Origin of the sequence: Pseudomonas sp. QTF5 (assembly GCF_000512695.2) — a bacterium.
Classification (GTDB): domain Bacteria; phylum Pseudomonadota; class Gammaproteobacteria; order Pseudomonadales; family Pseudomonadaceae; genus Aquipseudomonas.
Map to the genome: position 1 here is coordinate 162880 of NZ_AZRW02000004.1, position 25650 is coordinate 188529.

Here is a 25650-nt window from a genome sequence, read left to right on the forward strand (position 1 = left end):
TTTTTCAAGGAGCAGAGTATGGATCCGCGCAGTGAAGTACTGCTTCGTCAGGTCGAGTTATTCCAGGGTTCGGTGCTGCTGGCCGGTTTGCCCGCCGATGATTTGCTGGGCCGGCTGCCCGATGCCCATGGTTGGTGCTGGCACGCCGGCGATCAAGCGGCGCTGGACGCCCGTTTCGCCGAGCGCAGCCATTTTGGCGTGAATGCGCCGGAGCGCGAGTTCGACAGCGCCGTGGTGTTTCTGCCCAAGTCCAAAGACCTGACCGACTACATCCTCAACGCCCTCGCCTCTCGTTTGGCCGGTCGTGAGTTGTACCTGGTGGGTGAGAAACGCAGCGGCATCGAAGGCGCAGCCAAACAGCTCAACCCCTTCGGCAAACCGCGCAAGCTCGACAGCGCACGGCATTGCCAGCTCTGGCAGGTCACCGTGGCCAATGCCCCAGAAGCCAAGTCGCTGGAAAGCCTGGCCCAGACCTACGAACTGCCGTTGGCCGAAGGCCCATTGAAAGTCATCAGCCTGCCGGGCGTGTTCAGCCACGGTCGACTGGATCGCGGCAGCGCCCTGCTGCTGGAACATCTGGACAAACTGCCCAGCGGCCACTTGCTGGACTTCGGTTGCGGCGCGGGAGTGTTGGGGGCGGCGGTCAAGCGGCGTTACCCACACAACCAGGTCACCCTGCTCGATGTGGATGCATTTGCTGCCGCCAGCAGTCGCCTGACCCTGGCTGCCAACGGTCTGGAAGCAGAGGTGATGACCGGTGACGGCATCGATGCCGCGCCCATGGGTTTGAGCGCGATTCTGAGCAATCCACCGTTCCATGTCGGCGTACACACCGACTACTTCGCCACCGAGAATTTGCTACGAAAAGCGGCTAAACATCTGAAAAACGGCGGCGAACTTCGGTTGGTAGCGAATAGCTTCCTGAAGTATCAGCCGCTGATCGAAGAGCATTTGGGCACGTGTGCGATCAAGGCTGAAGGGCAGGGTTTCCGAATCTACCGGGCCAAGCGCGGCTGAAAACACTTTTGAAAAACAGGGCTTGCCCTGGAGCGACGAAGATCCTGTGGGAGCGTGGCTTGCCCGCGAAAAATGCACCGCGGTTTTTCAGGTATTACGCGTCATCGTTCTTCGCGGGCAAGCCACGCTCCCACAGGTTCTGCAATTTAACTACCGACATTGGGGCTTGCCCAATCGGATTTGCCTAGGCAGAATCCGCTCCGTCCTAGGGGAGTAGTCTCCCACGAGCGCCATGCTCGTCCGGCATACGTCAACATACTTGGTCCTCAGACCATGGCGTATGCGACCCAAGCGTCCGCATCAGACGGATCGCAGGGTTTGACAAGACCTATGACACGAACACCTTACCCGGGGCGGGAAGGCTGTACGTGTCATAGCCGTGTCGACCCGCCCCTTAGGAAAACCCTGATGATGCTGGACTCTCTACTCGTTCCCACCGCAATCGTTGCCTTGGCCGAAATCGGCGACAAGACGCAACTGCTCGCGCTCATTCTCGCTGCCCGCTTTCGCAAACCCTGGCCAATCATCGCCGGCATCGTCGCCGCGACCCTGGCCAACCACGCGGCAGCCGGTGCGGTAGGCGCCTGGTTCGGCAGTTTCTTCTCGAATGCGACGTTGCACTGGATCCTCGCCGCGAGCTTCGCAGCCACCGCGCTGTGGACGCTGGTGCCGGACAAAATGGACGAAGACGAAGCCAGCACCGCCCGCAAATTCGGGCCGTTCCTGACTACATTGATTGCGTTCTTCCTCGCGGAAATGGGCGACAAGACCCAAGTCGCAACCGTGATGCTCGCTGCGCAATACCCGGATTTGTGGCTAGTGATCATCGGCACTACCGTCGGAATGTTGATTGCCAACGTGCCGGTGGTACTGGCCGGTAACTTTGCGGCGGACAAACTGCCCTTGACCCTGATCCGTCGCCTGGCGGCGTCGGCGTTCCTGATCCTGGCGATTGTTGCGGTGTACACGGCGATGGAGAGCAGTGGGTGGGTTTGACGCGGTAGGTCAGTAGCACCGCGTCATCGTTCTTCGCGAGCAAGCCCGCTCCCACATTTGATCGGTGTGGACACAAGTTTTGTGTACACCAAAAATTCACTGTGGGAGCGGGCTTGCTCGCGAAGGCGTCAGTAGCCTCACACGATAATTATCAGGATTTCGGCGCTTTCTCGTACAACGGCATCACCTTCGGAATCGCCGCCTGCAGGGCAGCAATCCGACTGGCCGATGCCGGGTGAGTGCTCAAGAACTCTGGCGGCGCGCCATTCGAGGCTTTGCTCATCTTGTTCCACAGGGTGATCGCGGCGTTCGGGTTGTACCCGGCGCGGGCGGCCAGTTCGAGACCGATCAGGTCCGCCTCGTTTTCATTGCCGCGACTGTTGGGCAAGGTCATGCCGTATTGGGCTACGGTGTCCGCCAGGGCAAGGCTGCCCTCGCCCAGACCGAACAACGCACCAGCACCCTGCTTGGCCATTTCGATACCGTAAGCCTTGGACATCGCTTCACGGCCGTGCTCGCGCAAGGCGTGAGCGATTTCATGGCCGATGATGGCGGCGATTTCGTCATCGGTGAGTTGCAGGGTGTCGATCAGCCCGGTGTAGAAAATGATCTTGCCGCCAGGCCCGCAGGAAGCATTCAGCTCGTCGCTCTTGATCAGGTTCACTTCCCATTGCCACTGGGCCGAATCCGGACGGAACACCGGCGCCTGGGCAATCAGCCGCCTGGAGATCGCCTGAACGCGCTTCGCATCGTTACTGGTTTTGTCCAGCACGCCTTTGCTGTTCGCCTCCCCGACGGTCTTTTGATAAGACTGGGCGTACATCTGATTGACCTCGGAGGTCGACAACATGCTGAACATGTATTGCTTGCGCTCAACCCCTACGGCGCCACCGCTGGTGGTGTTGACCGATTGACAACCGGCGAGCAGCAGACCTGCGCTCAGCGCACACAAAATCAATGTCTTATTCATCAAAAAACTCCCTGGAAACATGCTGGGTATCCTAGGCGGTGAATTGTATCGGCGCCAGATACAACAGACGTGCAGCACGCACTTTCGGATAAGTCCCTTCAACCTCGTAAGAAAAATTTCACATAGCACCTCACGCCACGGCCGAACATGGGTCAGCAATGATTCATTTACGACATCCAGCACTTCAAAACAGCCAATACGTAATATCTCGTTCATGACCCACCGCCACCCTGCCGATACAGCACTGCAGACGTCCTATTGCGTGCGGAGCACCCATGAAATTCAAGTCGATCCAGTTTTCCGTTGCCGCCCTGGCCGGCGCCATTGTGCTCAGCGTCGTCGCTGCCCTGGTGCTGTATGCGCTGTTTTCCGGGGCCCGGACCCAAGACATGGTTCAGGAACGGACTCAGGCACAGTTCGAGCAAGTCATCGAACAACGCCTGACTTCGCTGGCGAAAACCCAGGTCAGCCAGATCCAGCGCGAGCTCGAAGCACCGCTGCTGATTGCCGGTGGCCTGGTTCGCGTCAACGCATTGATCGGTACCCCGGGCGCCGACGGTCAGCCACAGTTGAGCCTGAGCCGTGAGCAACTGATCAGCCTGATCAAGGAAAACGTCGCCCGGAACCCGAAAATTCTCGGCACCTACATCGGTTGGGAAAAAAACGCACTCGACCACAATGATGCGGCCTACGTCGACACTCCAGTGGTCGGCATCGACGCCAGCAACGGGCGCTTCCTGCCGTGGTGGTTCCGCAACGAAGACGGCAGCCTGGGCCTGGACAAACTGGTGGATGTCGACGATCAGAAAACCCTGTCCACCGGCGTGCGCGCCAGCGAGTACTACCTGTGTTCCAAGGAAACCAAAAAATCTTGCGTGATCGATCCGGCGCCCTACAAGGTCGGCGACAAGATCGTCATGCTCGCCTCCTTCATTGAACCAATCATGCTCAATGGCGAGTTCCAGGGCATTGTCGGCGCCGACCTGTCGGTGAACTTCATCCAGGAAATGCTTCTGGGGGCGAATCAGAAACTGTACAGCGGTGCCGGGGAAATGGCGCTGATCGGCGGTAACGGCCGGATCGTCGCCTACACCAAAGACCCGAGCAAATTCGGCGAAAAGGTCAGCGACATTCTCGACAGCAAACAGATTGCCAACATGGCCAATCTCAAGCGCGGCGAAGTGACTTACACCGTCGACAAGGCCCAGGGCCGGATCGAGTTGTACCTGCCCTTCGGTATCGGCCAGACCGACGCCCGCTGGACCCTGATGCTGCAACTGCCGCTGAACGCGGTGATGGCCGATCTGCAAAAACTTCAGGGTGATCTGGACGCACAGCGCAAATCCGACACCTTTGGCATGGCCATGGTCGGCCTGTTGATCGCCGGTATTGGTTTGCTGGTGATCTGGCTGGTGGGCCACGGCATTGCTCGCCCACTCAAACAAATGGTCGCGATGCTCGACGATATTGCCCAGGGCGAAGGCGATCTGACTCGTCGATTGACCAGCGACCGCGCCGACGAATTGGGCTCGATCGCCAAAGGCTTCAACACCTTTCTCGCCAAGTTGCAGGCGATGATCACGCAAGTGGTGACGTCGGTGCAGAGCGTCAGCGACTCATCGGAACATACCGCCGACATCGCCATTCGCACCAATATCGGTGTGCACAAACAAATGGCCGAGATCGATCAGGTCGCGACCGCCGTGCATGAAATGACCGCCACCGCCCAGGATGTCGCGCGCAATGCAACCCAGGCCGCGCAAGCCGCCAGCCATGCGGATCAGGCAGCGGCGCAGGGCATGCAAATTGTTCGGGATACGTCGAATTCAATTGGCGTACTGGCGGTGGAAATCGGCAAAGCCGTCGGCGTGGTGCAGACCCTGGCCAAGGACAGCGAAAACATCAACGCGATCCTGACGGCCATTCGCGGCATCGCCGAGCAGACCAATCTATTGGCCTTGAACGCGGCCATTGAAGCCGCCCGTGCCGGTGAGCAGGGTCGTGGTTTTGCGGTGGTGGCCGATGAAGTGCGCAACCTGGCGCAGAAAACCCAGAAGGCCACGGAAGAAATCCAGACCATGATCCAGCAATTGCAACAAGGCACCCGCGATGTGGTGCGGGTCATGGAAGACAGCCAGAACCGCACCGACGAAAGCGTGCAGCACGCGGCGAAAGCGGCCGAGGCGCTGGAGACCATTACGCAGGCGGTGTCGGTGATCAACGACATGAACACCCAGATCGCCAGCGCAGCCGAGGAACAGAGCGCGGTGGCCGACGACATCAACCGCAACGTGATCAACATCGGGCAAGTGGCCAATGAAGTGGCCGGTGGAGCGGATGAATCGAGCGCGGCCAGTGCGGATTTGACCAAGTTGGCGGAACAGCAGCGGCGGTTGATCAATCAGTTCAAGGTTTAGGGTTCAATGATCGTGCCTACGCTCTGCGTGGGAATGCAGCCATGGACGCTCCGCGTCCACTGTGACGCAGCGCGTCACGGGATTCATTCCCAGGCGGAGCGTGGGAATGATCATTACGCGCTCAACCCGGCGTCAAACACTCCGGCCCATTGAGCTTCGGATCATTCACCAGGTTCGCCAGCACCCGCTCACGCAACGCCGCGGGCTCACTGGCAAGCAACGCCTGCAGGGCATGCAACGGGGTTTGCGGGTTGAGCCAGGCTTCCTGCCCCGCCGCATCGAGAATCAACGGTCGACGCTGACTCGAGGCCGGCTGGGTGATCACCGCCGTGCTCAGCCACACCTGCTCCTGCACCGGATACGCCTCCCAGATCGCCGCGAAGAACAGCGCCGAACCCTCCCCCGGGGTCAGCCAGTACGGACGCTTGCGCGTGGTGCCGCGCCATTCGTAGAAACCATTGGCCGGCAGCAGGCAACGACGCAGGCGCAAGGCTTCGCGAAACATCGGCTGCTCGGCAACGGTTTCGGCGCGGGCATGGGCCGGGGTGCGGGACAGGTCGGTCAGCCACGGCGGCGTCAGGCCCCAGCGGGCGCGGGCCAGCTCACGTTGCCCCTCTGCGCTGGCACGCAGCATCAACACCGAATCGTTGGGGGAGATATTCCACTGGGCCTGCTGATCGGCGGGGAATCCGGGCAGGGCCGCGAAGGCGGGGTTCCAGCGAAACAGGGCATAACGTCCACACATGGGGCAATACGACTCTTGATCAAACGAACGTCAGCCTAACAGACCAGCGTGCCGGGAAAACTGTCCGGTTCATCGCCGGACAGCGGCAGCGCGGCATTGTACGCGGTGATCAGCTCCCGGGCGTATTCGGCCTGATCGTTGTCAACCGACAAACCCAGCAGGCCGAACATTGGCAATTCACCAGTGCCGCCGATCAAATCCCGGCCTTCCAGATGCGCTTCGATGCCCTCGCTGGCCAGCATGCTCTGCAACAATTCACCTTCCATCAGGTTTTCCGGCTCGTAGATGCGCTGCATAGACCCTCACTCATTTTCGCTGTGAACTTCGAGCAGCCATTCATGACCGTCAGTCTGCAAGACAAAAGTAATGGGGCGACAACACACAGGACAATCTTCGATGTAGGTCTGATCGCCGCCGGACAAATCCAGAACAGCCTCAGACTCTTCACCGCAATACGGGCATTCATAGCGCTCGGTTTCCAGCATCGCGGTCTCCCAGGTGACTTGTGCGTATAATCGCCGGTCTATTTGCAGGGCTATTTTCGTCTGACTACCTTTTCAGACCGTGCCCCGTTGGTTTTCGATCAAAACCTTTACTTACCCTAGCCGTTTCTAACAAGAGAGCATGATGGGCGAATTCGATGCCATCCGACCTTACGACGACAGCGAAGTCCCGGCAGTGCTGAACCGGCTGCTCGGCGACAAGGCGTTTCTAGATATCCTCATCCACTTCCGCTTCCCGCGCTATGCCGGTGCCTTCGGCTGGATGCTCAAACCTCTTATAGCGCATCGGCTGCGCCGTGAGTTCGCCGGTATCACGTCGGTGGCCACCTTGCAGGACAAAGTCGAGTTTTACGTCGACCACACCATCGAGCGTGCCACGGACGGAGTGACCTACACCGGCGTGGAGCAATTCAAGTCCGGCAGCGCCTACCTGTTCCTCGCCAACCACCGTGACATCGTGATGGACCCGGCCTTCGTCAACTACGCCGTGTACCACGCCGGCCTGCCGACCCCGCGCATCGCCATTGGTGACAACCTGCTGCAAAAGCCTTTTGTCAGCGATTTGATGCGCCTGAACAAGAGCTTCATCGTGCACCGTTCGATCACGGGTCGCCGGGAAAAAATGGCGGCGTATCAGCTGTTGTCGGCGTACATCAATCACTCGATCCGCAACGACTGCGCCTCGATCTGGATCGCCCAGGCCGAAGGCCGGGCCAAGGACGGCGACGACCGCACCGAGTCGGCGATCCTCAAGATGTTCCACATGAGCCGCAAGGACGAGCCGTTCGGCGAAGTCATCCGCTCGCTGAACCTCACCCCGGTGTCGATCAGCTACGAATACGACCCGTGCGACCAGGCCAAGGCCCGCGAGCTGTACATCCGCGCCACCACCGGCAGCTACACCAAGGCGCCGGGCGAGGATGACGTCAGCATCGCCAAAGGCATCACCGGTTACAAAGGCCGGGTCCACGTGAACTTCGCCGCGCCAATCACCGAACTGTTCGAAGACACCAAGCAATTGGCGATCGAAATGGACAAGCAGATCCTCGGCGGCTACCGGTTGTTCCCGGTGCATTACCTGGCGTATGCGCAATGGAAAGACGCCGACCCGCAATTGCCGGTGCCGAAAACGGCCGAGGTGTTTGCAGCTGATGAACTGGCCAAGGCGCAGGAAGAATGGCAGCGTCGCCTGGATGCTTGCCCTGAAGAGCATCGTCCGTTTCTGGTGCTGCAATATGCGACGCCGGTGCGCAATCAGTACCGGGTCAAGGCCGGGTTGCCGCTGTAAGCGATTTTGGCTGGATACGACAACGGCGCCTTCGGGCGCCGTTTTTGTTTGTCTTGATGCGACAGGACAGTCAGGCACCTGTGGCGAGGGAGCTTGCTCCCGCCCGGCTGCGCAGCAGTCGTAAAGTCAGCGCTCGCAGTGTGTCTGACACAACCGGGTGGCCGGTTTTGGGGCCGCTTCGCAGCCCAGCGGGAGCAAGCTCCCTCGCCACAGATCTTGTGTCAGATTTTCAGACGCGGGTGCTGATCCACGACACCAGCAACGCCATCCCGAGGCAGGCGAAACCGAAGCGGTAGAAAAACCGGTTCATGCGCAGGGTCGCCCAATCCAGCGTTGGCTCTTCAGTGGGACGACTTTGGCGCTGTGCCTCGATACTGGCCATGGCGCGCTGTTCGCGACGACGGGTGGCGTGCAGCAACCAGCCGCCCGGGCAGGCGAACAGTAAGGCCAGCAGATTGATCAATTTGGCGGGATGAGCAGTAAGAAGCGAAATCAATTGCAGCGACATCACAAACCTCAGGCTAACCGGTGTAGCAGACGCCGGACCGACGACCACGGCGCGGATTCTACCGAAAGCGCTCCGACCTGCCCCGGCTTTCCGACAAATAACGAAACCATTTAGCCGATTACTGTCCTGTGTCATGGCGCCGTCATCTGAATCCGCCAGTCTGTCGCCCCTCGAAACCGACACGGACCACGTCATGCTCCACGCCGAAAACCAGGACCGCCTCTACCTCATTGCCCAAAGCGACGAACAACAAACCTTAGTCGGCAGCCTCGCCTTCAACGTTCAGGACCGGCATTGGCTGGTGTATTGCGCGCTGGGTGGGCATCAACATGCGGATTTGCCAGAGGCGGATTTGCTGACGGGGGTGAGTGTTCTGGATTTTTATTCGGAGGCGGCTTGAGCGTCCTACAAACGCGGTGATTGAAAGGGAAGATTCCGACAGGTTTTGAAGGTTGTCGCTCGGAAATGGGGTGGATAGTCTTGGGGGGTCGCTGCACATCAGCGACCGGGCGTCGCAGTCCGTTCAGTTCAGCTCATTTGGTGCATAATCGCCGGCCCAAACCGGAGCGCTTCGGTGCTAGTCGTTTGGTTTAATGGTGGCTGTGCGCGGGATACCTTCGGGTATGCCGGGTTTCCGAATGGCTCGGTCTGCGACCCCGCGTACAGCTGCCTCCTTCAATCGCGTCGCAGCGATCGTGGCAGCTAAACCTTTCATTCGGAGCGTCACCATGTTCAAAGAAACACCAAATCCGCCCGAAGCGGACAGCACTTCCCCTTACGAATCCCTCGATTCAAAAAAACTCCACGACGCCGCTAACCGCGCGCTCGATCACTACCTCAACCCAGCCGCCCTCAAATCACCCGTGGCCCGCAAACCGAGCACGATGTATATGGTTGCGCCGGATATCAAAGACGAAGACCTGTTGGCCCACACCTGTGAATCGTTGGCCCAGGCCAGTGTGATGGCGAGTGATTTTGCGGGGTACCTGGAAGGGCCGCACCGGCACACGGCGATGGCAATTCAACAGATTGTCATGCTGGCAGAACTGGCGGTGAACCGGATGCTGGATAACGTTGCCATCCCAAAACCTGCGCCACACAGCTGATTTAATGTGGGAGCGGGCTTGCTCGCGAAAGCGGCCTGACATTCAACATTGATGTCGCCTGGCACGCCGCCTTCGCGAGCAGACTCGCTCCAACAATGAATCTGCGGACACGAAAAAAAACCGGTGCCATCGCTGACACCGGGTTCTTTAAACAAGAAGCAAACCGTTACTCGGCAAGCACCTGACCAATCGTCGGGTCCTTGAACAAGCGGGTCAATGCATCACTCAACACATCACTGACCAGCTTGGTATTGGTTTCCTGATTCGGCGCCATGCCAAAACGCTGATCCAGCGACGCACCGTAACGACCGCTGTAACGACGGTTGGCATTCTGAACATCGGAACGGAACGTCGCGCCAATCGTTGCCTCAGTCACATACAGGCCTTCTTTGGGCGACTGATACTTCAGCTCGGCCAGTGTCACCGTCAATTGCGGCGCATTCAGCGCGTTGGCCGTCGGGGTAAAGCCCAGCAAGCGCACGGCCGCTTCAGCCTGAGCCTGCAGCTTCGGCAGAATCTGTGCACCCTGAACGGTGATCGCACTGGTCTCCGGGTACAGACCGCCACGGGTCCCCAACGTTGGCGACGGACGACCGTCCACCACACGCACCACCACCGGCTGGCCACGGCCGACCGGCGCCAGCTGAGCTGTCAGTTTGGGTTCCGGGTTCAGTTGTTGCGGGCTGTGGGCGCAGCCGACGAGGGTCAAACTGGTCACAGTGATCAAACCGAACAACAGGCGTTGCAACATGCTCTTCTCTCCAGAATCAGGCACAAACAGGCCCGCAGTATAGCGGTGCGCCACTGCGGCAAACTAGCTTCGCACAACGATTACTAAAATCTCTGACAAACCCGGCGCAGCGCGGTTCCTGTCACACATCTGTCACCGACCTTACACATGCACGTCATGGCTCACTGGCAACCTTCATAGCAGTCACCCCACAAGGTACTTTGCCATGCGTTTTCTCATCTCGATGTTCGCGCCACGTCCACTGCATCGCTGTTTTGCCCTGCTCGACCGCGATGGCCGTTGCCAGGCATTCAAACAGTGCAGCCTCCAGCCGATGGGCGATGGCTGGGTCGAAATCGAAGAAATCCGCCTCAACTGGCTGCACCATCCCCTGCCCGCCAGCGCCCGTGTCAGTCAGCGCCAGCCACGTGTGCGCGCGCAACAACTGTTGACCACCTGACCGGACGCCTAATAAAAGTCATTAAACACGACCATTTCCCTGCGTTTCTTAGATACAATCTCCCCCCGATTATAAGGACGTCTCCTGATCGGGCCTCGCAGCATCGTCAATGCCTCGGTATTGACACCCCCGCACCGCCCACAGAGAGCCGCCCACACAGATCGAGTGAAGCTGGCGCGCTTGCTGTTCCTCAAGCAAATCACCACTTTTCGCGAATCTGCAGAGCTGTCATTACGCTCGGTCACTGAGCTGTTTGCCCGTTTTGTCTGTCATGTACCCCATGGCGGCAATCCATCCGGGCACGGTGCCAGGCTGGGACAGCCCTTTTTTGAGGTTCACGTCTTCAAAAGAGCGTGAAAAAAACGGGTTTTCACAACTTCACAAGAGTGTGGCGAGCAAATGAATAGTTTTGCGTCTGAACATGCACCATTAGCGTCTACAACAGCCCAACGACACAGGACCGAGTATTCCTCGAACACCGGAGCCTGAAGCCTGTCCGCTACGGATTTGGTTGCACAAACGGATGTCTCGACCATAAGTCGAATTGCCAGCCGCGTGCCGAAATGAGTTCATGTGACTCTTGAAGCCAGGCCGCATGCATCCGTCGAAGTTGCGAAAAATTGCGAAGATTCGGACATGGCGATCCTGGCCATGGGTACCTGGGGCATCACTGACACGCCCCGGAACGCCTGGCAGCTATGCCGACAATTTGGTGCTGCAGATTTTGGAGACGCGTTAAATGGCGCATAACGAAGCAGTCGACGTAGTACTGGTTGGGGCCGGCATCATGAGTGCCACCCTTGCGGTACTGCTCAAAGAGCTCGACCCCGCGATCAAGCTGGAAGTCGTCGAGCTGATGGATTCCGGTGCCGCGGAGAGTTCCAATCCGTGGAACAACGCCGGTACCGGTCACGCCGGGCTGTGTGAGCTGAACTACACGCCACAGACCGCCGACGGCACCGTCGACATCAAGAAAGCCGTGCACATCAACACTCAGTTCGAGGTGTCGAAGCAGTTCTGGTCCTACCTGACCAAAAAAGGCACGTTCGGCTCGTGCAAGTCGTTCATCAGCCCGGTGCCGCACCTGAGCTTCGTGCAGGGCGACGACGGCGTCTCCTTCCTCAAGGAACGTTTCAAGACGCTGAGCGAACACCACGCTTTCTCGGACATGGAATACACCGAAGACAAGGCCAAAATGGCCGAGTGGATGCCGTTGATGATGCCTGGTCGGGATCCTGGCGAAACCCTCGCCGCCACCCGCGTGCTCAATGGCACCGACGTCAACTTCGGCGCCCTGACCAACCAATTGCTCAAGCACCTGACCAGCGCCCCCGATGCCCAGGTCAAGTACTGCAAGCGTGTGACCGGCCTGAAGCGTAACAACGGTGGCTGGACTGTCAGCATCAAGGACGTCAACAGCGGCAATACCCGTGACATCGATGCGAAATTCGTGTTCCTCGGCGCCGGCGGTGCGGCATTGCCACTGCTGCAAGCTTCGGGCATCGAAGAAAGCAAAGGCTTCGGCGGTTTCCCGATCAGCGGCCAATGGCTGCGTTGCGACAACCCGGAAGTGGTCAAGCACCACCAGGCCAAGGTCTACAGCCAGGCTGCGGTAGGTTCGCCACCGATGTCCGTGCCACACCTGGACACCCGCGTGGTCGATGGCAAGAAGTCCCTGCTGTTCGGACCTTACGCCGGTTTCACCACCAAGTTCCTCAAGCACGGTTCGTTCATGGACCTGCCGATGTCGGTTCGCGCCGGCAACATCGGCCCGATGCTGGCCGTGGCCAAAAACAACATGGACCTGACCAAGTACCTGGTCAGCGAAGTGATGCAGTCGATGGAGCAGCGTCTGGAGTCCCTGCGTCGCTTTTATCCACAGGCGAAAGCCGAAGACTGGCGCCTGGAAGTGGCCGGCCAACGGGTGCAGATCATCAAGAAAGACCCGAAAAAAGGCGGCGTTCTGCAGTTCGGTACCGAACTGGTCGCGGCCAAGGACGGTTCCCTTGCCGCTCTGCTCGGCGCATCCCCAGGCGCTTCGGTGACTGTTTCGATCATGCTTGAGCTGATCGAAAAATGCTTCCCGAATAAAGCGTCCGGTGAATGGGCTGCCAAACTGGCGGAAATCTTCCCGGCTCGGGAAAAGGTTCTGGAAACCGACGCTGCGCTGTATCGCAAGATCAATGCGCACAACAACGTCGCGCTGGAACTGGTTGAAGCCAGTAACGAGACCGAAAGCTACGCTTGATTCGGCCGCATAAAAAACGCCCCGTCCTCATTGAGGGCGGGGCGTTTTTTTATGGGCTGTGCAACAGATGGCCTTAAGACCCTCGGTGTTAGTTACACCGCCTTCGCGAGCAAGCCCGCTCCCACAGTGGATCGGCGTACACAAATCAAATGTGGGAGCGGGCTTGCTCGCGAAGGGGCCAGCACAAGCACCAACCAACTCAGGGCAACAACCGGTGTGTCTGAGGTTAACCGCGAGCCTTGTTGATCAGCTCGATGTACTCGGCTGCGTTGCGCTGATCCTTGATCAGGGCGACGAAGTCATTGCCGTGCTCATCCTTGCCATCCAGGTCCAGGCAAGCTTCGACAAAGAACGTCAGAAAACGCTCGAAGTCATCAATGCGCAGGCCACGGTACGCCTTGATCAGTTTGTGCAGCGACGGTGAAGTGGCGTCGACCGGCTCGAAATCGAGGAACAGTTTGATCTGCGCATCGCCGATCTCGTCACCAATCACTTGCTTCTTATCTTTACGCATTGCCGACTCCAGCTCGCAGACATTTCACGGGGCGGGCAGTTTACCCTTCCCTTGGCGCCGGGCTCAACGCGGACGCACGGCCCCGGTGTGCAGATCGGCCCAGATATGGCCGTTGGCGTAACTCAAAAACTGGCAATACACCGTGTCGTTGCGCAGCAAGTCGATGACCACCCGGTACTGGGCCAGCGGGTAAAAGAGGGTCAGGGTTTTGTTTTTTTCGTCGTAGATCGGCTTTTTCAGGCTTTTGCTTTCGCCATCGAAGTTGACGAGCACCTGGCTGATGGTCGCACCCTTGTTCAAGGATTTGCCCTTGAGGCGGATCAGCAGTGGCGATGTGACGGGGATCGGCTGTTGGTTGGACTGGCGCTGGCTGCCGATCACCACGGAATACTCGGTGACCTGCAGCAGTTGTTGCTGCTCGGGTTCGGCGTCACGCAGGGTCAGGTCGTCTGGAGGCAAAAACTGCGAATGCATTGGCGACGGGGCGGCGGCCAGGGGCAGGCTGAGGGTCAGCAACAGGGCGGCGCAGCTGCGGATCAAAAGGCTCATGGATGGCTCCGGGGGCGGGGCCGAGCACTCTAGCATGTGTGCATGGAAGTGGATCTGTGAACACATACCGTGTGGGAGCGGGCTTGCTCGCGAAAGCGGTCTGACTGACACATTTATGTTGAATGTGCCGACGCTTTCGCGAGCAAGCCCGCTCCCACAGGGGGATTAGCGCTGGGTCTTACATGCCTTTAACAGCAAAAATCCCGTTGGCGTTACGCCAGTAACCTTTGTAGTCCATGCCGTAACCGAAGATGTAACGGTCAATGCACGGCAGGCCGACGAAATCGGCTTTCAGGTCCGGGCGAGCCTTGCGGTCGTGGTCCTTGTCGATCAGCACGGCGGTGTGCACAGCACGGGCACCGGCGTGTTTGCAGAAGTCGATGATCGCGCCCAGGGTGTGACCTTCATCGAGGATGTCATCGATGATCAGTACGTCGCGGTCAATGAACGAGACTTCCGGCTTGGCTTTCCAGAACAGCTCGCCGCCGCTGGTTTCGTTGCGATAACGGGTGGCATGCAGGTAGGACGCTTCCAGCGGGAAGTTCAGATGCGTCAGCAGTTTGCCGGAGAAAATCAGCCCGCCGTTCATCACGCAGAACACCACCGGGTTGCTGTCCGCCAGTTGATCGTTGATGTGTGCACCGACGCGGGCGATGGCCGCCTCGACTTCAGCTTCGGTGTACAGGCAGTCAGCCTCTCGCATGATTTGACGGATATGCTCGAGATCAGCGGACATGGTGCTCTCCAAGGGGGGGTGGCGGATTCGGAAAAACGGGCAAAGGTACGCATCAAGCGAGGCCAGATCAAGCGTTTGTGGACTAACGTTCTATATGTCTATAGGACAACACCCTCGGATAGATTAATCTAGGCCGGTTTTTTTGCCCGCCGCCGGAGCCTTCCCATGCCCATCCTCGAGATCCGCCATCCGCTGATCCGTCATAAACTTGGCCTCATGCGCCGCGCCGACATTAGCACGAAGAATTTCCGTGAGCTCGCTCAGGAAGTCGGTGCCCTGCTGACTTATGAAGCCACCAAAGACCTGCCGCTGGAAAGCTACGACATCGAAGGCTGGTGCGGCACGGTGTCGGTCGAGAAAATCGCCGGCAAGAAAATTACCGTGGTGCCGATCCTGCGTGCCGGTATCGGCATGCTCGAAGGCGTGCTGAGCCTGATCCCGGGCGCCAAAGTCAGCGCCGTGGGCGTGGCCCGCAACGAGGAAACCCTCGAAGCCCACACCTACCTTGAGAAACTGGTACCGGAAATCGACGAACGCCTGGCGATGATCATCGACCCGATGCTCGCCACCGGTGGTTCGATGGTCGCCACCATCGACCTGCTGAAAAAGGCCGGCTGCAAGGACATCCGCGCGATGGTGCTGGTCGCCGCGCCAGAAGGCATTGCCGTGGTTGAGAAGGCTCACCCGGACGTGATCATTTACACCGCTTCCATCGATCAAAAACTGAACGAACACGGTTACATCATCCCAGGCTTGGGCGATGCCGGTGACAAGATCTTCGGCACCAAGCAGAAGGACGCTTGAGCATGCAGGAAGAGTTCAACGATCCGCTCTGGCGCACAGTGCTGTCGGGTGCGCAGATGCTGTTCGTGGCCTTTGGCGCGCTGGTGTTGATGCCGTTGATTACCGGCCTCGACCCGAACGTCGCGCTATTCACCGCAGGCCTTGGGACGATTCTGTTCCAGATCGTCACCGGGCGTCAGGTGCCAGTGTTCCTCGCCTCGAGCTTCGCCTTCATCACGCCGATCATTCTCGCCAAGGGCCAGTTTGGCCTGGCGGCGACCATGGGCGGTGTGATGGCGGCCGGTTTCGTCTACACCTTCCTCGGTCTAGCCGTGAAGATCAAAGGCACCGGGTTCATCGACCGTTTGCTGCCACCGGTGGTGATTGGCCCGGTGATCATCTCCATCGGCCTGGCCATGGCGCCGATCGCCGCCAACATGGCGATGGGCAAGGCCGGCGACGGCACGGAGCTGATTCCTTACCAGACGGCGATGTTGATCTCGATGCCGGCGCTGCTGACCACTCTGATCGTCGCGGTGTTCGGCAAAGGCATTTTCCGCCTGGTGCCGATAATCTCTGGCGTGCTGGTGGGTTTTGCCATGGCGTTCTATTTCGGGGTGGTCGACACCGCGAAGATTGCCGTTGCACCGTGGTTCGCGATTCCCCAGTTCACGGCGCCGGAATTCAACTGGCAGGCGATTCTGTTCATCGTTCCGGTAGCCTTGGCCCCGGCGATCGAGCATATCGGCGGCGTAATTGCGGTCGGCAGCGTGACCGGCCGCGATTACCTGAAAAAACCCGGCCTGCACCGCACCCTGCTCGGCGATGGCATTGCCACCACCGCAGCCGGCTTATTCGGCGGCCCGCCCAACACCACCTATGCCGAAGTGACTGGCGCGGTGATGCTGACCAAAAACTACAACCCGAAAATCATGACCTGGGCGGCGATCTTTGCGATCAGCCTGGCGTTCATTGGCAAGTTCGGCGCCCTGCTGCAAAGCATCCCGGTGCCGGTAATGGGCGGGATTCTCTGCCTGTTGTTCGGTTCGATCGCTGCGGTGGGGATGAACACAATGATTCGCCACAAGATCGACCTGGGCGAAGCACGCAATCTGGTGATTGTCTCGGTGACGCTGGTGTTCGGGATTGGCGGCGTGCTGGTCGGTACAGGAACTGGCCCGGACGATTTCGGCCTCAAAGGCATCGCGCTGTGCGCGGTGGTGGCGATTGCGCTGAACCTGTTGCTGCCGGGCCATGACAGCTGGAAGCACAAGCAGGCGGATGAGCCGTTGTTGTAGTGGTTTGAAGTCTTTGTTGTTTGTGAGATAGCTTTCGCGAGCAAGCCCGCTCCCACATTTGGTCGGTGCCGAACACAAAATCTGTGTTCACCGAATATCTAATGTGGGAGCGGGCTTGCTCGCGAATGGCCGTCAAATCTTACAACGCTATCGGGGCCCTTTCGCACAACGCGTTCAACGCCTTGGCCCACTGTGGATCATCATTGAGGCACGGCACTAACACCAACTCCTCCCCTCCCGCTTCGCGGAATTGCTCCTTCCCTCGATCACCGATCTCTTCCAGGGTTTCGATGCAATCGGCGACGAATGCCGGGCACATTACCAAGACCTTTTTCACGCCGCTTTTGGCCAACTCATCGAGGCGCGCTTCGGTGTAGGGTTCGATCCACTTGGCACGCCCCAGACGCGACTGAAACGACACCGACCATTTGCCGTCCGGTATGCCCATGCGCTTGGCAAACTCCGCGGCGGTGCGTAGACACTGACCGCGGTAACAGGTCGCGACCACTTCCGGCGGCGCACCGGCGCAGCAATCACCGCCACCTTCGAAGCTGTGTCCCGGGTTGAGCTTCTTCAGATGCCGCTCCGGCAAACCATGAAAGCTCAGCAAAAGGTGATCGTAATCCTGTTGCAAATAAGGCTTGGCACTGGCCACCAACGCATCGAGGTATTCCGGCTGATCGTAGAACGGCTGGAGAATCGAGAACTGCACGTCGAGTTTCTTCTCCCGCACCACTCGCCTGGCCTCTTCGATCACCGTGGTCACTGTGCTGTCGGCGAACTGCGGGTAGAGCGGCGCCAAAGTAACTTTTTTGTGCCCTTGGGCAGCCAGCCGCACCAGAGTCGATTCAATCGACGGCTCGCCGTAACGCATCGCCAGTTCAACCGGCCCGTGAGTCCACTGCGCGGTCATCGCCCGCTGCAGACGACGGCTGAGCACCACCAGTGGCGAGCCGTCCGCCCACCAGATCGACGCATAAGCGTGGGCCGATTGCTCCGGGCGCTTGATCAGAATCAACGACACCAGCAAACGCCGCACCGGCCACGGCAGGTCGATCACATACGGGTCCATCAGAAATTGATTGAGGTAGCTGCGCACATCCGCCACCGAGGTGGAAGCAGGTGAACCCAGGTTGACCAGAAGCAACGCGTGATCGGTCATGCAACGTCCTATTTCTTAAGGCGGCTGGACAGATCGTCCAACGCCGCGCGCAAATCGGTGAACTGGAAAGTGAAGCCCGCTTCCAGCAAGCGAGCCGGCATGGCCTTCTGGCCACCCAGCAGCAACAATGACAACTCGCCCAGGCCCACCTTCAACACGAGGGTCGGCATCGGCATGAACGCCGGACGATGCAACACGCTACCCAACGTTTGGGCGAATTCGCGATTGCGTACCGGCTTGGGCGCGCAGGCATTATATGGACCGCTGGCCTCATTGCGGTGCAGAAGAAAATCAATCAGGGCGATTTGATCCTTGATATGAATCCACGGCATCCACTGCCGACCGTTGCCGATCGGCCCGCCCAGCCCCAGTTTGAACGGCAACAACAGCCGCGACATAAAGCCGCCCTCGGCGGACAGCACCAATCCGGTACGGATGAGGATCACACGAATGCCCAAGGCTTCGGCGCGCTGCGCGGTTTCCTCCCAGGCGACGCACAACTGGCTGGCGAAATCATCGATGACCGGTGGAGATTCTTCAGTCAACTCCCGCTCACCACCGTCGCCGTACCAACCGATCGCGGAGCCGGAAATCAGCACCTGCGGTTTCTGCTCACGGCTTTCGAGCCAGGCCAGCAGGGTTTCGGTCAGGGTGATCCGGCTGCTCCACAACAAGGCTTTGCGTTTATGAGTCCAGAGCCGATCTGCAATCGGCGCACCCGCGAGATTGATAATGGCATCCACCGGTTCTTGACCCAGGTCATCAAGCCGTGCGATTCCACGTACCTGAGTGCCACAGACTTGGGCGACTTTTGCAGGCGTGCGACTCCAGACCGTCAGGCGATGTCCCTGGCTCAACCAGTGTCGGCAGAGTTGACGTCCTATCAAACCAGTACCGCCGGTCAGCAATATGTGCATGACATCTTCCTCGCGTGGCGTTTTACCCTGATCACTAGTCTATTTTTATAAGCAGGGATCTTTGGTATTGGGCAGGCTCTGTGCTTAACAATAGGCCAAGCTGTCAGAACGAGGACGCTAAAAGTTATACCAAAAAACAATATTGTACAGGTTTGAACCACGGCGTAGTCTGTACAGAAAGGTAAACGAGGCCCCTATGACTGTACCTATCGCAATCATCGGCACCGGCATCGCCGGACTCTCAGCCGCCCAGGCCCTGACGGAGGCCGGGCATGTCGTTCAACTTTTCGATAAAAGCCGCGGCAGTGGCGGACGCATGTCGAGCAAGCGCAGCGATGCGGGTGCTCTGGACATGGGCGCGCAATATTTCACTGCCCGCGACCGTCGCTTCGTCACCGAAGTCCAGCGCTGGCAAGCCAACGGCTGGGTCGCCGTGTGGACGCCGCAGCTCTATACCTTTCACGGTGGCCAGCTCAGGCCTTCGCCGGACGAACAGACTCGCTGGGTCGGCACGCCACGCATGAGCGCGATCACGCGCGGCCTGCTCGGTGATCTGGAAGTGCATTTCGCCTGCCGCATCACCGAGGTCTATCGCGGTGAAGAACATTGGCATCTGCAAGACGCCGAGGGCTTCACCCACGGCCCGTTCAGTCATGTCGTTATCGCCACGCCAGCCCCTCAGGCGACCGCGCTGCTGGCGACCGCACCGAAACTCGCCGGAGCCGCCGCCGGGGTAAAAATGGAGCCGACCTGGGCCGTCGCCCTGGCGTTCGACACGCCACTGGAAACCCCCATCGAAGGTTGCTTCGTGCAGGACAGTCCTCTCGACTGGCTGGCACGCAACCGTAGCAAACCGGGACGCGATACCACCCTCGACACTTGGGTACTACACGCCACCAGCACCTGGAGCCGGCAACATATCGACCTGTCCAAGGAAGCGGTGATCGAGCAATTGCACGGTGCCTTTGCCGAACTGCTGCACGACGCCATGCCTGCTCCGACTTTCAGCCTCGCTCACCGTTGGCTATACGCCCGGCCGGCCAGCAGCCATGAGTGGGGTGCCTTGGCCGATGCTGATCTGGGCCTGTATGTGTGCGGCGACTGGTGCCTGTCCGGCCGTGTCGAGGGCGCCTGGCTCAGTGGTCAGGAAGCAGCCCGCCGGCTGCACGAACATCTGCAGTGAATTGAATCAAGTCCAGCCCATCGCTGCTGTCGACATTGGCAGCAGCCTCGCAAAAAACCTATACAAAAAAATTGACTTGTACACCTTTGAATCTATGATGAAGTCATGTTGTACAGACCTAATAATCTGTACAGATCTGGATTCGAGGCGCGCCTATGCCCACACAGTCAACGACCCAACCGAAAATCGCCATCAGCGCCTGCCTGATGGGCGCCGAGGTGCGCTACAACGGCGGGCACAAGGCATCACCGCTGTGCAGCCGCATCCTCTCTGATTATTTCGATTTCGTCCCGGTGTGCCCGGAAGTCGCCATTGGCTTGGGGATCCCTCGCGAACCGATCCGCCTGGTCGGCAACCCCGAACATCCGGAGGCTGTTGGCACCGTCCACCCTGAGGTCATCGTCACCCGGCCGCTGGCCGAGTATGGTCAAAAAATGGCGATGGAGTTGGGTGACATCTGCGGCTATATCTTCATGCAGAAATCCCCTTCGTGCGGGCTGGAACGGGTAAAGGTCTACCGCGCCAACGGCGCGCCAGTGGACGGTGGTAGCCGTGGTATCTACGCCCAAGCCTTCTGTGCATTGCATCCTGATCTACCGGTGGAAGAAGACGGCCGCCTCAACGACCCGGTGCTACGGGAAAACTTTCTCACCCGCGTGTTCGCCTACAGCGCCTGGCACCAGTTGCTGCAAACAGGCCTGACCCGTCACGGCCTCACTGACTTTCACTCGCGCTACAAATACCTGCTGATGGCCCACAACCCGGTGCAATACAAAACCCTGGGCAACTTGCTGGGCAACATGGGCCAGACTGATCCAGAAGTGCTTGGACCGCGCTATTTCAGCGAGCTGATGACAGCCCTGAAAAAATGCGCCACACGCCGCACCCACACCAACGTGCTGCAGCACCTCAGCGGCTATCTCAAACAAGTCATCAGCCCTGAAGACAAACAGGAAGTGCAGCAGATCATCGGCCAGTATCGCCAGGGCATCGTGCCGCTGGTGGTGCCACTGACGCTGCTCAAACACTACTTTCGCCAACACCCGGATCCATACATTGCGCAGCAGGTTTATCTGCAACCGCACCCGGAAAACCTCAGCCTGCGAAACGCGATTTAATGAAAAATCCACCGGACACCAGCGCCAGCGAAGACCTCGGCACAGACTTCAAGAAGGCCCTGGATGCTGGTTGGCTGCCCATTCGTGAAGTGGCCCGGCAGACCGGGGTCAATGCCGTCACCTTGCGCGCCTGGGAACGCCGCTATGGGCTGATCGTGCCTCAGCGCACGCCCAAGGGGCATCGGCTGTTCTGTGCCGAACACATTCAACGGATCCTGACGATCCTCACCTGGCTCAATCGCGGCGTGGCTGTCAGTCAGGTCAAACAACTGCTCGACACGCCTTCGGGGCTTACCGACCCCGTCGGGAACGATTGGCTGGTGCTGCGCCAGACGCTGCTGCAAGCGGTCACTCAGCTGGCCGAACGCACCCTCGATGACACGGTGAATCAGGCGATGGCGCTGTATCCGCCACGCACCTTGTGTGAAAAATTGTTGATGCCGTTGCTGGCGGAACTGGAACAACGCTGGCAAGGCCAGTTCGGCGCGCAGATGGAGCGGGTGTTTGTTTATTCCTGGTTACGCAGCAAATTCGGCGCGAGGATCTACCATAACAACCGTCAGTTACGCACCGCGCCGCTGTTGCTGATCAATCACTCAGACCTGCCGCTGGAACCTCATTTGTGGCTCACCGCCTGGCTGATCAGCAGCGTCGATTGCCCGGTGGAAGTCTTCGACTGGCCGCTCCCCGCTGGCGAACTTGCCCTGGCGGTCGATCACCTGCAAGCCCGCGGCGTACTGCTGTATTCCAGCAAAGCCATGAATCTTTCGCAGCTGACGAAACTTTTGAATGGCGTCAGCTGCCCAAAAATGATTGCCGGACCGACGGTGTGCATTCACCACGCCGAGTTATCCGCAAGAACCGCCACCATTGCTGACTTGTCCCTGGCCGAAGACCCGTTGTCGGCCCATCTGGGCCTGATTCAGCGTGGGCTCATTTAATGACGTTTTTTTAATGGATCGTGCGGATACCACCATGCAATTGATCTGGCTGCGCAGCGACTTGCGTCTACATGACAACACCGCCCTCTCGGCCGCCGCAGCCCACGGCCCGAGTGTGGCGGTGTATTTGCTGAGTCCACAGCAATGGCTGGCGCATGATGACGCGCCGTGCAAAGTGGATTTCTGGCTGCGCAACCTGAGCGAATTACGCCATGCGCTGGACGCCCTGAACATCCCGCTGCTGATTCGCAAAGCGTCTCGCTGGGATGAGGCACCGAAGGTCCTGCTCGAGCTGTGCCAGCAATTGAAGATCGACGCAGTGCACGTCAACGAGGAATACGGCATTCATGAAACCCGTCGTGATGCCGCGGTGGCCCAAGCCCTGAAAGCCCAAGGCATCGACTTTTACAGCTACCTCGATCAATTGCTGTTCAAACCGGGCACCGTACTGACCAGAGCCGGCACCTATTTCCAGGTCTTCAGCCAGTTTCGCAAGGTCTGCTACGAACGCTTGCACGCATCATTGCCGAGATTGGTTACTGCCCCCGCCATTCAGGCGCCGTTGGGTATCGCCAGCGACGAACCGCCCTCTCGCGTCGAGGGTTTCGACACGCCCAGCGACAGTTTGCGTGCTCTCTGGCCGGCCGGCGAAGCCGAAGCCCAACGCCGCCTTGAGACCTTTACCGACACACAGATCGACTATTACCACAGCGAGCGCGATTTCCCGGCAAAACCCGGCACCAGCCAGCTCTCGGCCTATCTTACCGCCGGGGTCATCTCCCCTCGCCAGTGTCTGCACGCCGCGTTGCGAAGCAATCAGGGGGAGTTCGAAAGCGGCAAGGTCGGCGCCGTTACCTGGATCAACGAGTTGCTGTGGCGCGAATTCTACAAACACATTCTGGTGGGCTACCCACGGGTCTCCCGACACCGCGCCTTCCGCCCGGAAACCGAAGCCCTGGCCTGGCGTGATGCCCCGGAAGACCTCCAGGCCTGGCAACAAGGCCGTACCGGCCTGCCGATCATTGATGCCGCCATGCGCCAATTGCTGGAAACCGGCTGGATGCACAACCGCTTGCGCATGGTCGTGGCAATGTTCCTGACCAAAAACCTGCTGATCGACTGGCGTGAAGGCGAGCGTTTCTTCATGCGGCATCTGATTGACGGCGATCTGGCGGCGAACAATGGTGGCTGGCAGTGGAGTTCGTCCACCGGCCCCGATTCGGCGCCCTACTTCCGGATTTTCAACCCCCTGAGCCAGTCGGAAAAATTCGACGCCGAAGGGATTTTCATCAAGCATTGGTTGCCGCAGATCAATGAAATGAGCAAAAAAGACCTGCACAATCCCGCGAGACTCGACGGATTATTCGGTGTGACGGATTATCCATCGCCTATCGTCAATCTGAACAGTTCCCGCGAACGGGCCTTGGCGGCGTTCAAGAACCTGCCGTCGCGACATGGTTTACCGCTACCGGAATGATCCTGATGCCGCAACGTTGCGTTATGAACACGGTATTGAGCCGGGAAATCATCTGGTTAAAAAGGGAATGGCGATGAATCTTAAACCTCCAAGGCGATACTGGCTGACCGGTACGAGCAACGGTATTGGTGCCGCGCTGGCCGAAGAAATCCTGAAAACCGGTGCCCACCTGGCTGCCAGCTCCCGCTCGCTGGCGCCATTGAAAGCCCTGTCTCAGCGTTATCCCGGACAGGTACTGGTGGTCGCGGGGGATTTGACCAACGGTCAAAGAGTGCGCGAAATCGGCGAGCAGATTGCCAAGGAATGGGGGTCTCTGGACACCATGATCCTCAATGCAGGCACCTGCGAATACGTCGATGCCAATCAGTCCGACGCGTCAATCATCGAGCACATCGTGCGGACCAATCTGCTTGCCAGCAGCTATTGCATCGAAGCTGCCCGACCCCTGCTGCGGGCGGGCACTGCGCCGCATCTGGTGGGCATGGCCAGCTTAGTGACCTGGCTGCCCCTGCCACGAGCCGAATCCTACGATGATTCAAAGCCCGGGTTGCGTCATCTATTCGAGTCCTTGCGCATCGAAGTGGCGCCTGAAAACATCGAAATGACCATAGTCAGCCCAGGACTTATCGATATCCCCTTGAGCAACGACGCTCCCAAGCACCTCCACTGGTCGGCGGACAAAGCTGCGCGATACCTCTTCGACATGCTCAAGCATCGTCCACTGGAGCTCCCCTTACCGGAACTGCTCATGCCTGTCCTTTGGCCTCTGCCGCAAAAGCCCGGCCAGACGGGACTGGAAATCGGCAAGCGCATGGAACGAAACAATCCACCGATCGAGGATCTGCCGTGAAGCCTGAGCGTCCGTCAGGCCTTTCACACAGCGCGGGCACACTGCCTTACACTGCGCGCCATGAAAACCATTCCCCACACGCAGATCGCCGAACCGGCGGTCACCTGCTCAACCTGCGCGGCCTGCTGCTGCCAGCTTGAAGTCATGCTGATCACCGACACCGGCGTGCCCGAGCGTTTTATCGATACCGACGATTGGGGCGGGGAAGTCATGCTGCGACTGGATGACGGCTGGTGCGCCGCGCTGGATCGCAACAGCATGATGTGCACCATTTACGATAAACGTCCGCTGATCTGCCGGGAGTTCGAAATGGGCGCGTCGGAATGCATTACCGAACGCCAGGGGATTGCGACGGCGTATCGGTGAACCTCAGGCCACCGAAGATTCAATGTGGGAGCGGGCTTGCTCGCGAAAGCGGATTGTCAGTCAACATCAGTGTTGAATGTTAAATCGCATTCGCGAGCAAGCCCGCTCCCACATTAAAGGTGCAGCACTGCTTACAACGGCATTGTGTAATGCAGCGAGTAACTCTCTACGCCATCGTTCGGGCTGCTGATCCCGGCATTGGAATAGTGCGTGGCGCGAATCCCGACTTCATGTCCGCCGGTAAAGCGCAGGCCAAACCCGAAACGGTCTTCGAACTGAAAGGCACTGCCCAGTTTGTTGTCTTCGACTTCGGTGTTGGCAAACACCGCGATGCCGATACCCGCTTCAACGTAGGGTTTGATGGTCTGACCGGCAAACTCGTACACCAGCACCGGCGAGAACGACAAACTGTGATTGCTCGACGTTTCATCGCCATCCCAATAGGTGTAAGCGCCGCTCCAGTAGCCGGTCAAGCGACCGATGTCACTCTGCAGCCAGCTTTTGTCCCAATCGAATTGCATCCCCAATCGGTAGGTCATGGTCGAATCGCTGGTCTGGCCTACCCCGAATTCCACCCCTGCTGCCTGCGCGGTAAAACTGTGCCCCATCAATGCGGTCGCAATCGCGGCCAAGCAGAATAGTCGCCTCATTAGAAACATCCTTTTCCGAACAATTTCGTATGGTTTTTATGCTGTCCAACAGACAAAGCTAAGGAAGTTGACGCTTGATCAGAAGTTCAGCTCAATTATTCGTTCCATCACATTTTTT

The 25650-nt window shown here is 58.9% G+C and carries 28 protein-coding genes, 1 pseudogene and 1 riboswitch; of the genes and pseudogenes, 17 read left to right on the plus strand and 12 right to left on the minus strand.

What is annotated here, in order from left to right; genetic code table 11:
• Nucleotides 1–18 precede the first annotated feature (18 nt).
• On the plus strand, nt 19–1017 hold the full coding sequence (locus tag IC37_RS04915) for a class I SAM-dependent methyltransferase (RefSeq protein ID WP_030129745.1): 999 nt from the start codon (nt 19–21) through the stop codon (nt 1015–1017).
• 196 nt (nt 1018–1213) lie between these two features.
• A riboswitch (yybP-ykoY riboswitch) is annotated at nt 1214–1336 on the plus strand.
• A 92-nt stretch (nt 1337–1428) separates the two neighbouring features.
• On the plus strand, nt 1429–2013 hold the full coding sequence (locus tag IC37_RS04920) for a TMEM165/GDT1 family protein (protein ID WP_030129744.1): 585 nt from the start codon (nt 1429–1431) through the stop codon (nt 2011–2013).
• Between the two features lie 151 nt (nt 2014–2164).
• Here IC37_RS04920 and IC37_RS04925 read toward each other — a convergent pair whose 3' ends face one another.
• Nucleotides 2165–2983, minus strand: coding sequence for a M48 family metallopeptidase (locus IC37_RS04925; protein ID WP_030129743.1), 819 nt, complete (start codon nt 2981–2983; stop codon nt 2165–2167).
• A 1364-nt stretch (nt 2984–4347) separates the two neighbouring features.
• Between IC37_RS04925 and IC37_RS30830 the strand changes: the two are divergent.
• Nucleotides 4348–4545: pseudogene (locus IC37_RS30830) on the plus strand (HAMP domain-containing protein); the annotation flags it as partial.
• A gap of 111 nt (nt 4546–4656) precedes the next feature.
• Entirely contained in the window at nt 4657–5400 is a 744-nt protein-coding gene (locus IC37_RS30835; RefSeq protein ID WP_371916308.1) for a methyl-accepting chemotaxis protein, read from the plus strand.
• Nucleotides 5401–5521: 121 nt separating this feature from the next.
• On the opposite strand, the gene IC37_RS04935 is transcribed toward IC37_RS30835, so the two are convergent.
• The 3 genes from IC37_RS04935 to IC37_RS04945 are packed head-to-tail and all read right to left on the minus strand — an operon-like array spanning nt 5522 to nt 6630.
• Nucleotides 5522–6145, minus strand: coding sequence for an SOS response-associated peptidase (locus IC37_RS04935; RefSeq protein ID WP_030129741.1), 624 nt, complete (start codon nt 6143–6145; stop codon nt 5522–5524).
• A 35-nt stretch (nt 6146–6180) separates the two neighbouring features.
• Nucleotides 6181–6441, minus strand: coding sequence for a putative signal transducing protein (locus tag IC37_RS04940; RefSeq protein ID WP_030129740.1), 261 nt, complete (start codon nt 6439–6441; stop codon nt 6181–6183).
• Between the two features lie 6 nt (nt 6442–6447).
• The gene (locus IC37_RS04945) at nt 6448–6630 is read right to left on the minus strand and encodes a CPXCG motif-containing cysteine-rich protein (RefSeq protein WP_007905243.1); all 183 of its coding nucleotides are present in this window, start codon (nt 6628–6630) and stop codon (nt 6448–6450) included.
• Nucleotides 6631–6772: 142 nt separating this feature from the next.
• On the opposite strand from IC37_RS04945, the gene IC37_RS04950 reads away from it, so the two are divergent.
• Entirely contained in the window at nt 6773–7936 is a 1164-nt protein-coding gene (locus tag IC37_RS04950) for a 1-acyl-sn-glycerol-3-phosphate acyltransferase (protein ID WP_030129739.1), read from the plus strand.
• Between the two features lie 229 nt (nt 7937–8165).
• On the opposite strand, the gene IC37_RS04955 is transcribed toward IC37_RS04950, so the two are convergent.
• Entirely contained in the window at nt 8166–8444 is a 279-nt protein-coding gene (locus IC37_RS04955; protein WP_030129738.1) for a hypothetical protein, read from the minus strand.
• A gap of 193 nt (nt 8445–8637) precedes the next feature.
• Here IC37_RS04955 and IC37_RS04960 point away from each other — a divergent pair, with 193 nt between their 5' ends.
• Nucleotides 8638–8844, plus strand: a complete 207-nt coding sequence (locus tag IC37_RS04960; RefSeq protein WP_030129737.1) for a hypothetical protein — start codon at nt 8638–8640, stop codon at nt 8842–8844.
• Nucleotides 8845–9172: 328 nt separating this feature from the next.
• The gene (locus IC37_RS04965) at nt 9173–9550 is read left to right on the plus strand and encodes a DUF6124 family protein (protein WP_030129736.1); all 378 of its coding nucleotides are present in this window, start codon (nt 9173–9175) and stop codon (nt 9548–9550) included.
• A gap of 166 nt (nt 9551–9716) precedes the next feature.
• Here the strand turns inward: IC37_RS04965 and IC37_RS04970 are convergent, their stop codons facing one another.
• Nucleotides 9717–10301: a YajG family lipoprotein gene (locus IC37_RS04970; protein ID WP_007905851.1), complete on the minus strand. Its 585-nt coding sequence runs from the start codon at nt 10299–10301 to the stop codon at nt 9717–9719.
• A gap of 205 nt (nt 10302–10506) precedes the next feature.
• On the opposite strand from IC37_RS04970, the gene IC37_RS04975 reads away from it, so the two are divergent.
• Nucleotides 10507–10740 carry a hypothetical protein gene (locus IC37_RS04975; protein WP_030129735.1) on the plus strand — a complete coding sequence of 78 codons (234 nt, stop codon included), beginning with the start codon at nt 10507–10509 and terminating at the stop codon, nt 10738–10740.
• 739 nt (nt 10741–11479) lie between these two features.
• A complete protein-coding gene (gene mqo / locus IC37_RS04980; RefSeq protein WP_030129734.1) occupies nt 11480–12988 on the plus strand; it encodes a malate dehydrogenase (quinone) in 1509 nt (502 codons plus the stop codon).
• Between the two features lie 226 nt (nt 12989–13214).
• Here mqo and IC37_RS04985 read toward each other — a convergent pair whose 3' ends face one another.
• The 3 genes from IC37_RS04985 to IC37_RS04995 form a co-directional block, all read right to left on the minus strand.
• Nucleotides 13215–13502 (minus strand): PA4642 family protein, encoded by a 288-nt coding sequence (locus tag IC37_RS04985; protein WP_030129733.1) that lies wholly within the window; start codon nt 13500–13502, stop codon nt 13215–13217.
• 63 nt (nt 13503–13565) lie between these two features.
• Nucleotides 13566–14051, minus strand: a complete 486-nt coding sequence (locus IC37_RS04990) for a hypothetical protein (RefSeq protein WP_030129732.1) — start codon at nt 14049–14051, stop codon at nt 13566–13568.
• 178 nt (nt 14052–14229) lie between these two features.
• Nucleotides 14230–14787, minus strand: a complete 558-nt coding sequence (locus IC37_RS04995) for a hypoxanthine-guanine phosphoribosyltransferase (RefSeq protein ID WP_030129731.1) — start codon at nt 14785–14787, stop codon at nt 14230–14232.
• 165 nt (nt 14788–14952) lie between these two features.
• Between IC37_RS04995 and upp the strand changes: the two genes are divergently transcribed.
• Together upp and IC37_RS05005 are read left to right on the plus strand one after the other, a co-directional pair.
• A complete protein-coding gene (gene upp / locus IC37_RS05000; protein WP_030129730.1) occupies nt 14953–15591 on the plus strand; it encodes a uracil phosphoribosyltransferase in 639 nt (212 codons plus the stop codon).
• A 2-nt stretch (nt 15592–15593) separates the two neighbouring features.
• Nucleotides 15594–16868: a uracil-xanthine permease family protein gene (locus IC37_RS05005; RefSeq protein WP_030129729.1), complete on the plus strand. Its 1275-nt coding sequence runs from the start codon at nt 15594–15596 to the stop codon at nt 16866–16868.
• Nucleotides 16869–17007: 139 nt separating this feature from the next.
• Here IC37_RS05005 and hemH read toward each other — a convergent pair whose 3' ends face one another.
• A complete protein-coding gene (hemH, locus tag IC37_RS05010; protein WP_030129728.1) occupies nt 17008–18030 on the minus strand; it encodes a ferrochelatase in 1023 nt (340 codons plus the stop codon).
• 8 nt (nt 18031–18038) lie between these two features.
• Nucleotides 18039–18947 (minus strand): TIGR01777 family oxidoreductase, encoded by a 909-nt coding sequence (locus IC37_RS05015; protein WP_030129727.1) that lies wholly within the window; start codon nt 18945–18947, stop codon nt 18039–18041.
• A 196-nt stretch (nt 18948–19143) separates the two neighbouring features.
• On the opposite strand from IC37_RS05015, the gene IC37_RS05020 reads away from it, so the two are divergent.
• The 6 genes from IC37_RS05020 (at nt 19144) to IC37_RS05045 (ending at nt 24882) form a co-directional block, all read left to right on the plus strand.
• Nucleotides 19144–20130, plus strand: a complete 987-nt coding sequence (locus IC37_RS05020; RefSeq protein ID WP_030129726.1) for an NAD(P)/FAD-dependent oxidoreductase — start codon at nt 19144–19146, stop codon at nt 20128–20130.
• A 155-nt stretch (nt 20131–20285) separates the two neighbouring features.
• A complete protein-coding gene (locus tag IC37_RS05025) occupies nt 20286–21248 on the plus strand; it encodes a DUF523 and DUF1722 domain-containing protein (RefSeq protein ID WP_030129725.1) in 963 nt (320 codons plus the stop codon).
• Nucleotides 21248–22189: a MerR family transcriptional regulator gene (locus IC37_RS05030; RefSeq protein ID WP_030129724.1), complete on the plus strand. Its 942-nt coding sequence runs from the start codon at nt 21248–21250 to the stop codon at nt 22187–22189. Before IC37_RS05025 ends, IC37_RS05030 begins: the two co-directional genes overlap by 1 nt.
• A 34-nt stretch (nt 22190–22223) precedes the next feature.
• Nucleotides 22224–23666: a deoxyribodipyrimidine photo-lyase gene (gene phrB / locus IC37_RS05035; protein ID WP_030129723.1), complete on the plus strand. Its 1443-nt coding sequence runs from the start codon at nt 22224–22226 to the stop codon at nt 23664–23666.
• Nucleotides 23667–23739: 73 nt separating this feature from the next.
• Nucleotides 23740–24516 (plus strand): SDR family oxidoreductase, encoded by a 777-nt coding sequence (locus IC37_RS05040; RefSeq protein ID WP_030129722.1) that lies wholly within the window; start codon nt 23740–23742, stop codon nt 24514–24516.
• A gap of 60 nt (nt 24517–24576) precedes the next feature.
• Entirely contained in the window at nt 24577–24882 is a 306-nt protein-coding gene (locus IC37_RS05045) for a YkgJ family cysteine cluster protein (protein ID WP_030129721.1), read from the plus strand.
• 131 nt (nt 24883–25013) lie between these two features.
• Here IC37_RS05045 and IC37_RS05050 read toward each other — a convergent pair whose 3' ends face one another.
• The gene (locus tag IC37_RS05050) at nt 25014–25532 is read right to left on the minus strand and encodes an acyloxyacyl hydrolase (RefSeq protein WP_030129720.1); all 519 of its coding nucleotides are present in this window, start codon (nt 25530–25532) and stop codon (nt 25014–25016) included.
• Nucleotides 25533–25650: the final 118 nt, after the last annotated feature.

Excerpts from the sequence above, each read along its gene's own strand:
- IC37_RS04940 (WP_030129740.1), bottom strand. The coding sequence starts at position 6,441 with ATGCAGCGCATCTACGAGCCGGAAAACCTGATGGAAGGTGAATTGTTG.
- hemH (WP_030129728.1), bottom strand. The coding sequence starts at position 18,030 with ATGACCGATCACGCGTTGCTTCTGGTCAACCTGGGTTCACCTGCTTCC.
- upp (WP_030129730.1), top strand. The coding sequence starts at position 14,953 with ATGCCCATCCTCGAGATCCGCCATCCGCTGATCCGTCATAAACTTGGC.
- IC37_RS05025 (WP_030129725.1), top strand. The coding sequence starts at position 20,286 with ATGCCCACACAGTCAACGACCCAACCGAAAATCGCCATCAGCGCCTGC.
- IC37_RS04920 (WP_030129744.1), top strand. The coding sequence starts at position 1,429 with ATGCTGGACTCTCTACTCGTTCCCACCGCAATCGTTGCCTTGGCCGAA.
- IC37_RS04990 (WP_030129732.1), bottom strand. The coding sequence starts at position 14,051 with ATGAGCCTTTTGATCCGCAGCTGCGCCGCCCTGTTGCTGACCCTCAGC.
- IC37_RS05045 (WP_030129721.1), top strand. The coding sequence starts at position 24,577 with ATGAAAACCATTCCCCACACGCAGATCGCCGAACCGGCGGTCACCTGC.
- IC37_RS04950 (WP_030129739.1), top strand. The coding sequence starts at position 6,773 with ATGGGCGAATTCGATGCCATCCGACCTTACGACGACAGCGAAGTCCCG.
- IC37_RS05040 (WP_030129722.1), top strand. The coding sequence starts at position 23,740 with ATGAATCTTAAACCTCCAAGGCGATACTGGCTGACCGGTACGAGCAAC.
- IC37_RS05005 (WP_030129729.1), top strand. The coding sequence starts at position 15,594 with ATGCAGGAAGAGTTCAACGATCCGCTCTGGCGCACAGTGCTGTCGGGT.
- IC37_RS04975 (WP_030129735.1), top strand. The coding sequence starts at position 10,507 with ATGCGTTTTCTCATCTCGATGTTCGCGCCACGTCCACTGCATCGCTGT.
- IC37_RS05015 (WP_030129727.1), bottom strand. The coding sequence starts at position 18,947 with ATGCACATATTGCTGACCGGCGGTACTGGTTTGATAGGACGTCAACTC.
- IC37_RS04915 (WP_030129745.1), top strand. The coding sequence starts at position 19 with ATGGATCCGCGCAGTGAAGTACTGCTTCGTCAGGTCGAGTTATTCCAG.
- mqo (WP_030129734.1), top strand. The coding sequence starts at position 11,480 with ATGGCGCATAACGAAGCAGTCGACGTAGTACTGGTTGGGGCCGGCATC.
- IC37_RS04965 (WP_030129736.1), top strand. The coding sequence starts at position 9,173 with ATGTTCAAAGAAACACCAAATCCGCCCGAAGCGGACAGCACTTCCCCT.
- IC37_RS05030 (WP_030129724.1), top strand. The coding sequence starts at position 21,248 with ATGAAAAATCCACCGGACACCAGCGCCAGCGAAGACCTCGGCACAGAC.
- IC37_RS04925 (WP_030129743.1), bottom strand. The coding sequence starts at position 2,983 with ATGAATAAGACATTGATTTTGTGTGCGCTGAGCGCAGGTCTGCTGCTC.
- IC37_RS04935 (WP_030129741.1), bottom strand. The coding sequence starts at position 6,145 with ATGTGTGGACGTTATGCCCTGTTTCGCTGGAACCCCGCCTTCGCGGCC.
- IC37_RS05050 (WP_030129720.1), bottom strand. The coding sequence starts at position 25,532 with ATGAGGCGACTATTCTGCTTGGCCGCGATTGCGACCGCATTGATGGGG.
- IC37_RS04970 (WP_007905851.1), bottom strand. The coding sequence starts at position 10,301 with ATGTTGCAACGCCTGTTGTTCGGTTTGATCACTGTGACCAGTTTGACC.
- IC37_RS04945 (WP_007905243.1), bottom strand. The coding sequence starts at position 6,630 with ATGCTGGAAACCGAGCGCTATGAATGCCCGTATTGCGGTGAAGAGTCT.
- IC37_RS30835 (WP_371916308.1), top strand. The coding sequence starts at position 4,657 with ATGGCCGAGATCGATCAGGTCGCGACCGCCGTGCATGAAATGACCGCC.
- IC37_RS04960 (WP_030129737.1), top strand. The coding sequence starts at position 8,638 with ATGCTCCACGCCGAAAACCAGGACCGCCTCTACCTCATTGCCCAAAGC.
- IC37_RS04955 (WP_030129738.1), bottom strand. The coding sequence starts at position 8,444 with ATGTCGCTGCAATTGATTTCGCTTCTTACTGCTCATCCCGCCAAATTG.
- IC37_RS04995 (WP_030129731.1), bottom strand. The coding sequence starts at position 14,787 with ATGTCCGCTGATCTCGAGCATATCCGTCAAATCATGCGAGAGGCTGAC.
- IC37_RS04985 (WP_030129733.1), bottom strand. The coding sequence starts at position 13,502 with ATGCGTAAAGATAAGAAGCAAGTGATTGGTGACGAGATCGGCGATGCG.
- phrB (WP_030129723.1), top strand. The coding sequence starts at position 22,224 with ATGCAATTGATCTGGCTGCGCAGCGACTTGCGTCTACATGACAACACC.
- IC37_RS05020 (WP_030129726.1), top strand. The coding sequence starts at position 19,144 with ATGACTGTACCTATCGCAATCATCGGCACCGGCATCGCCGGACTCTCA.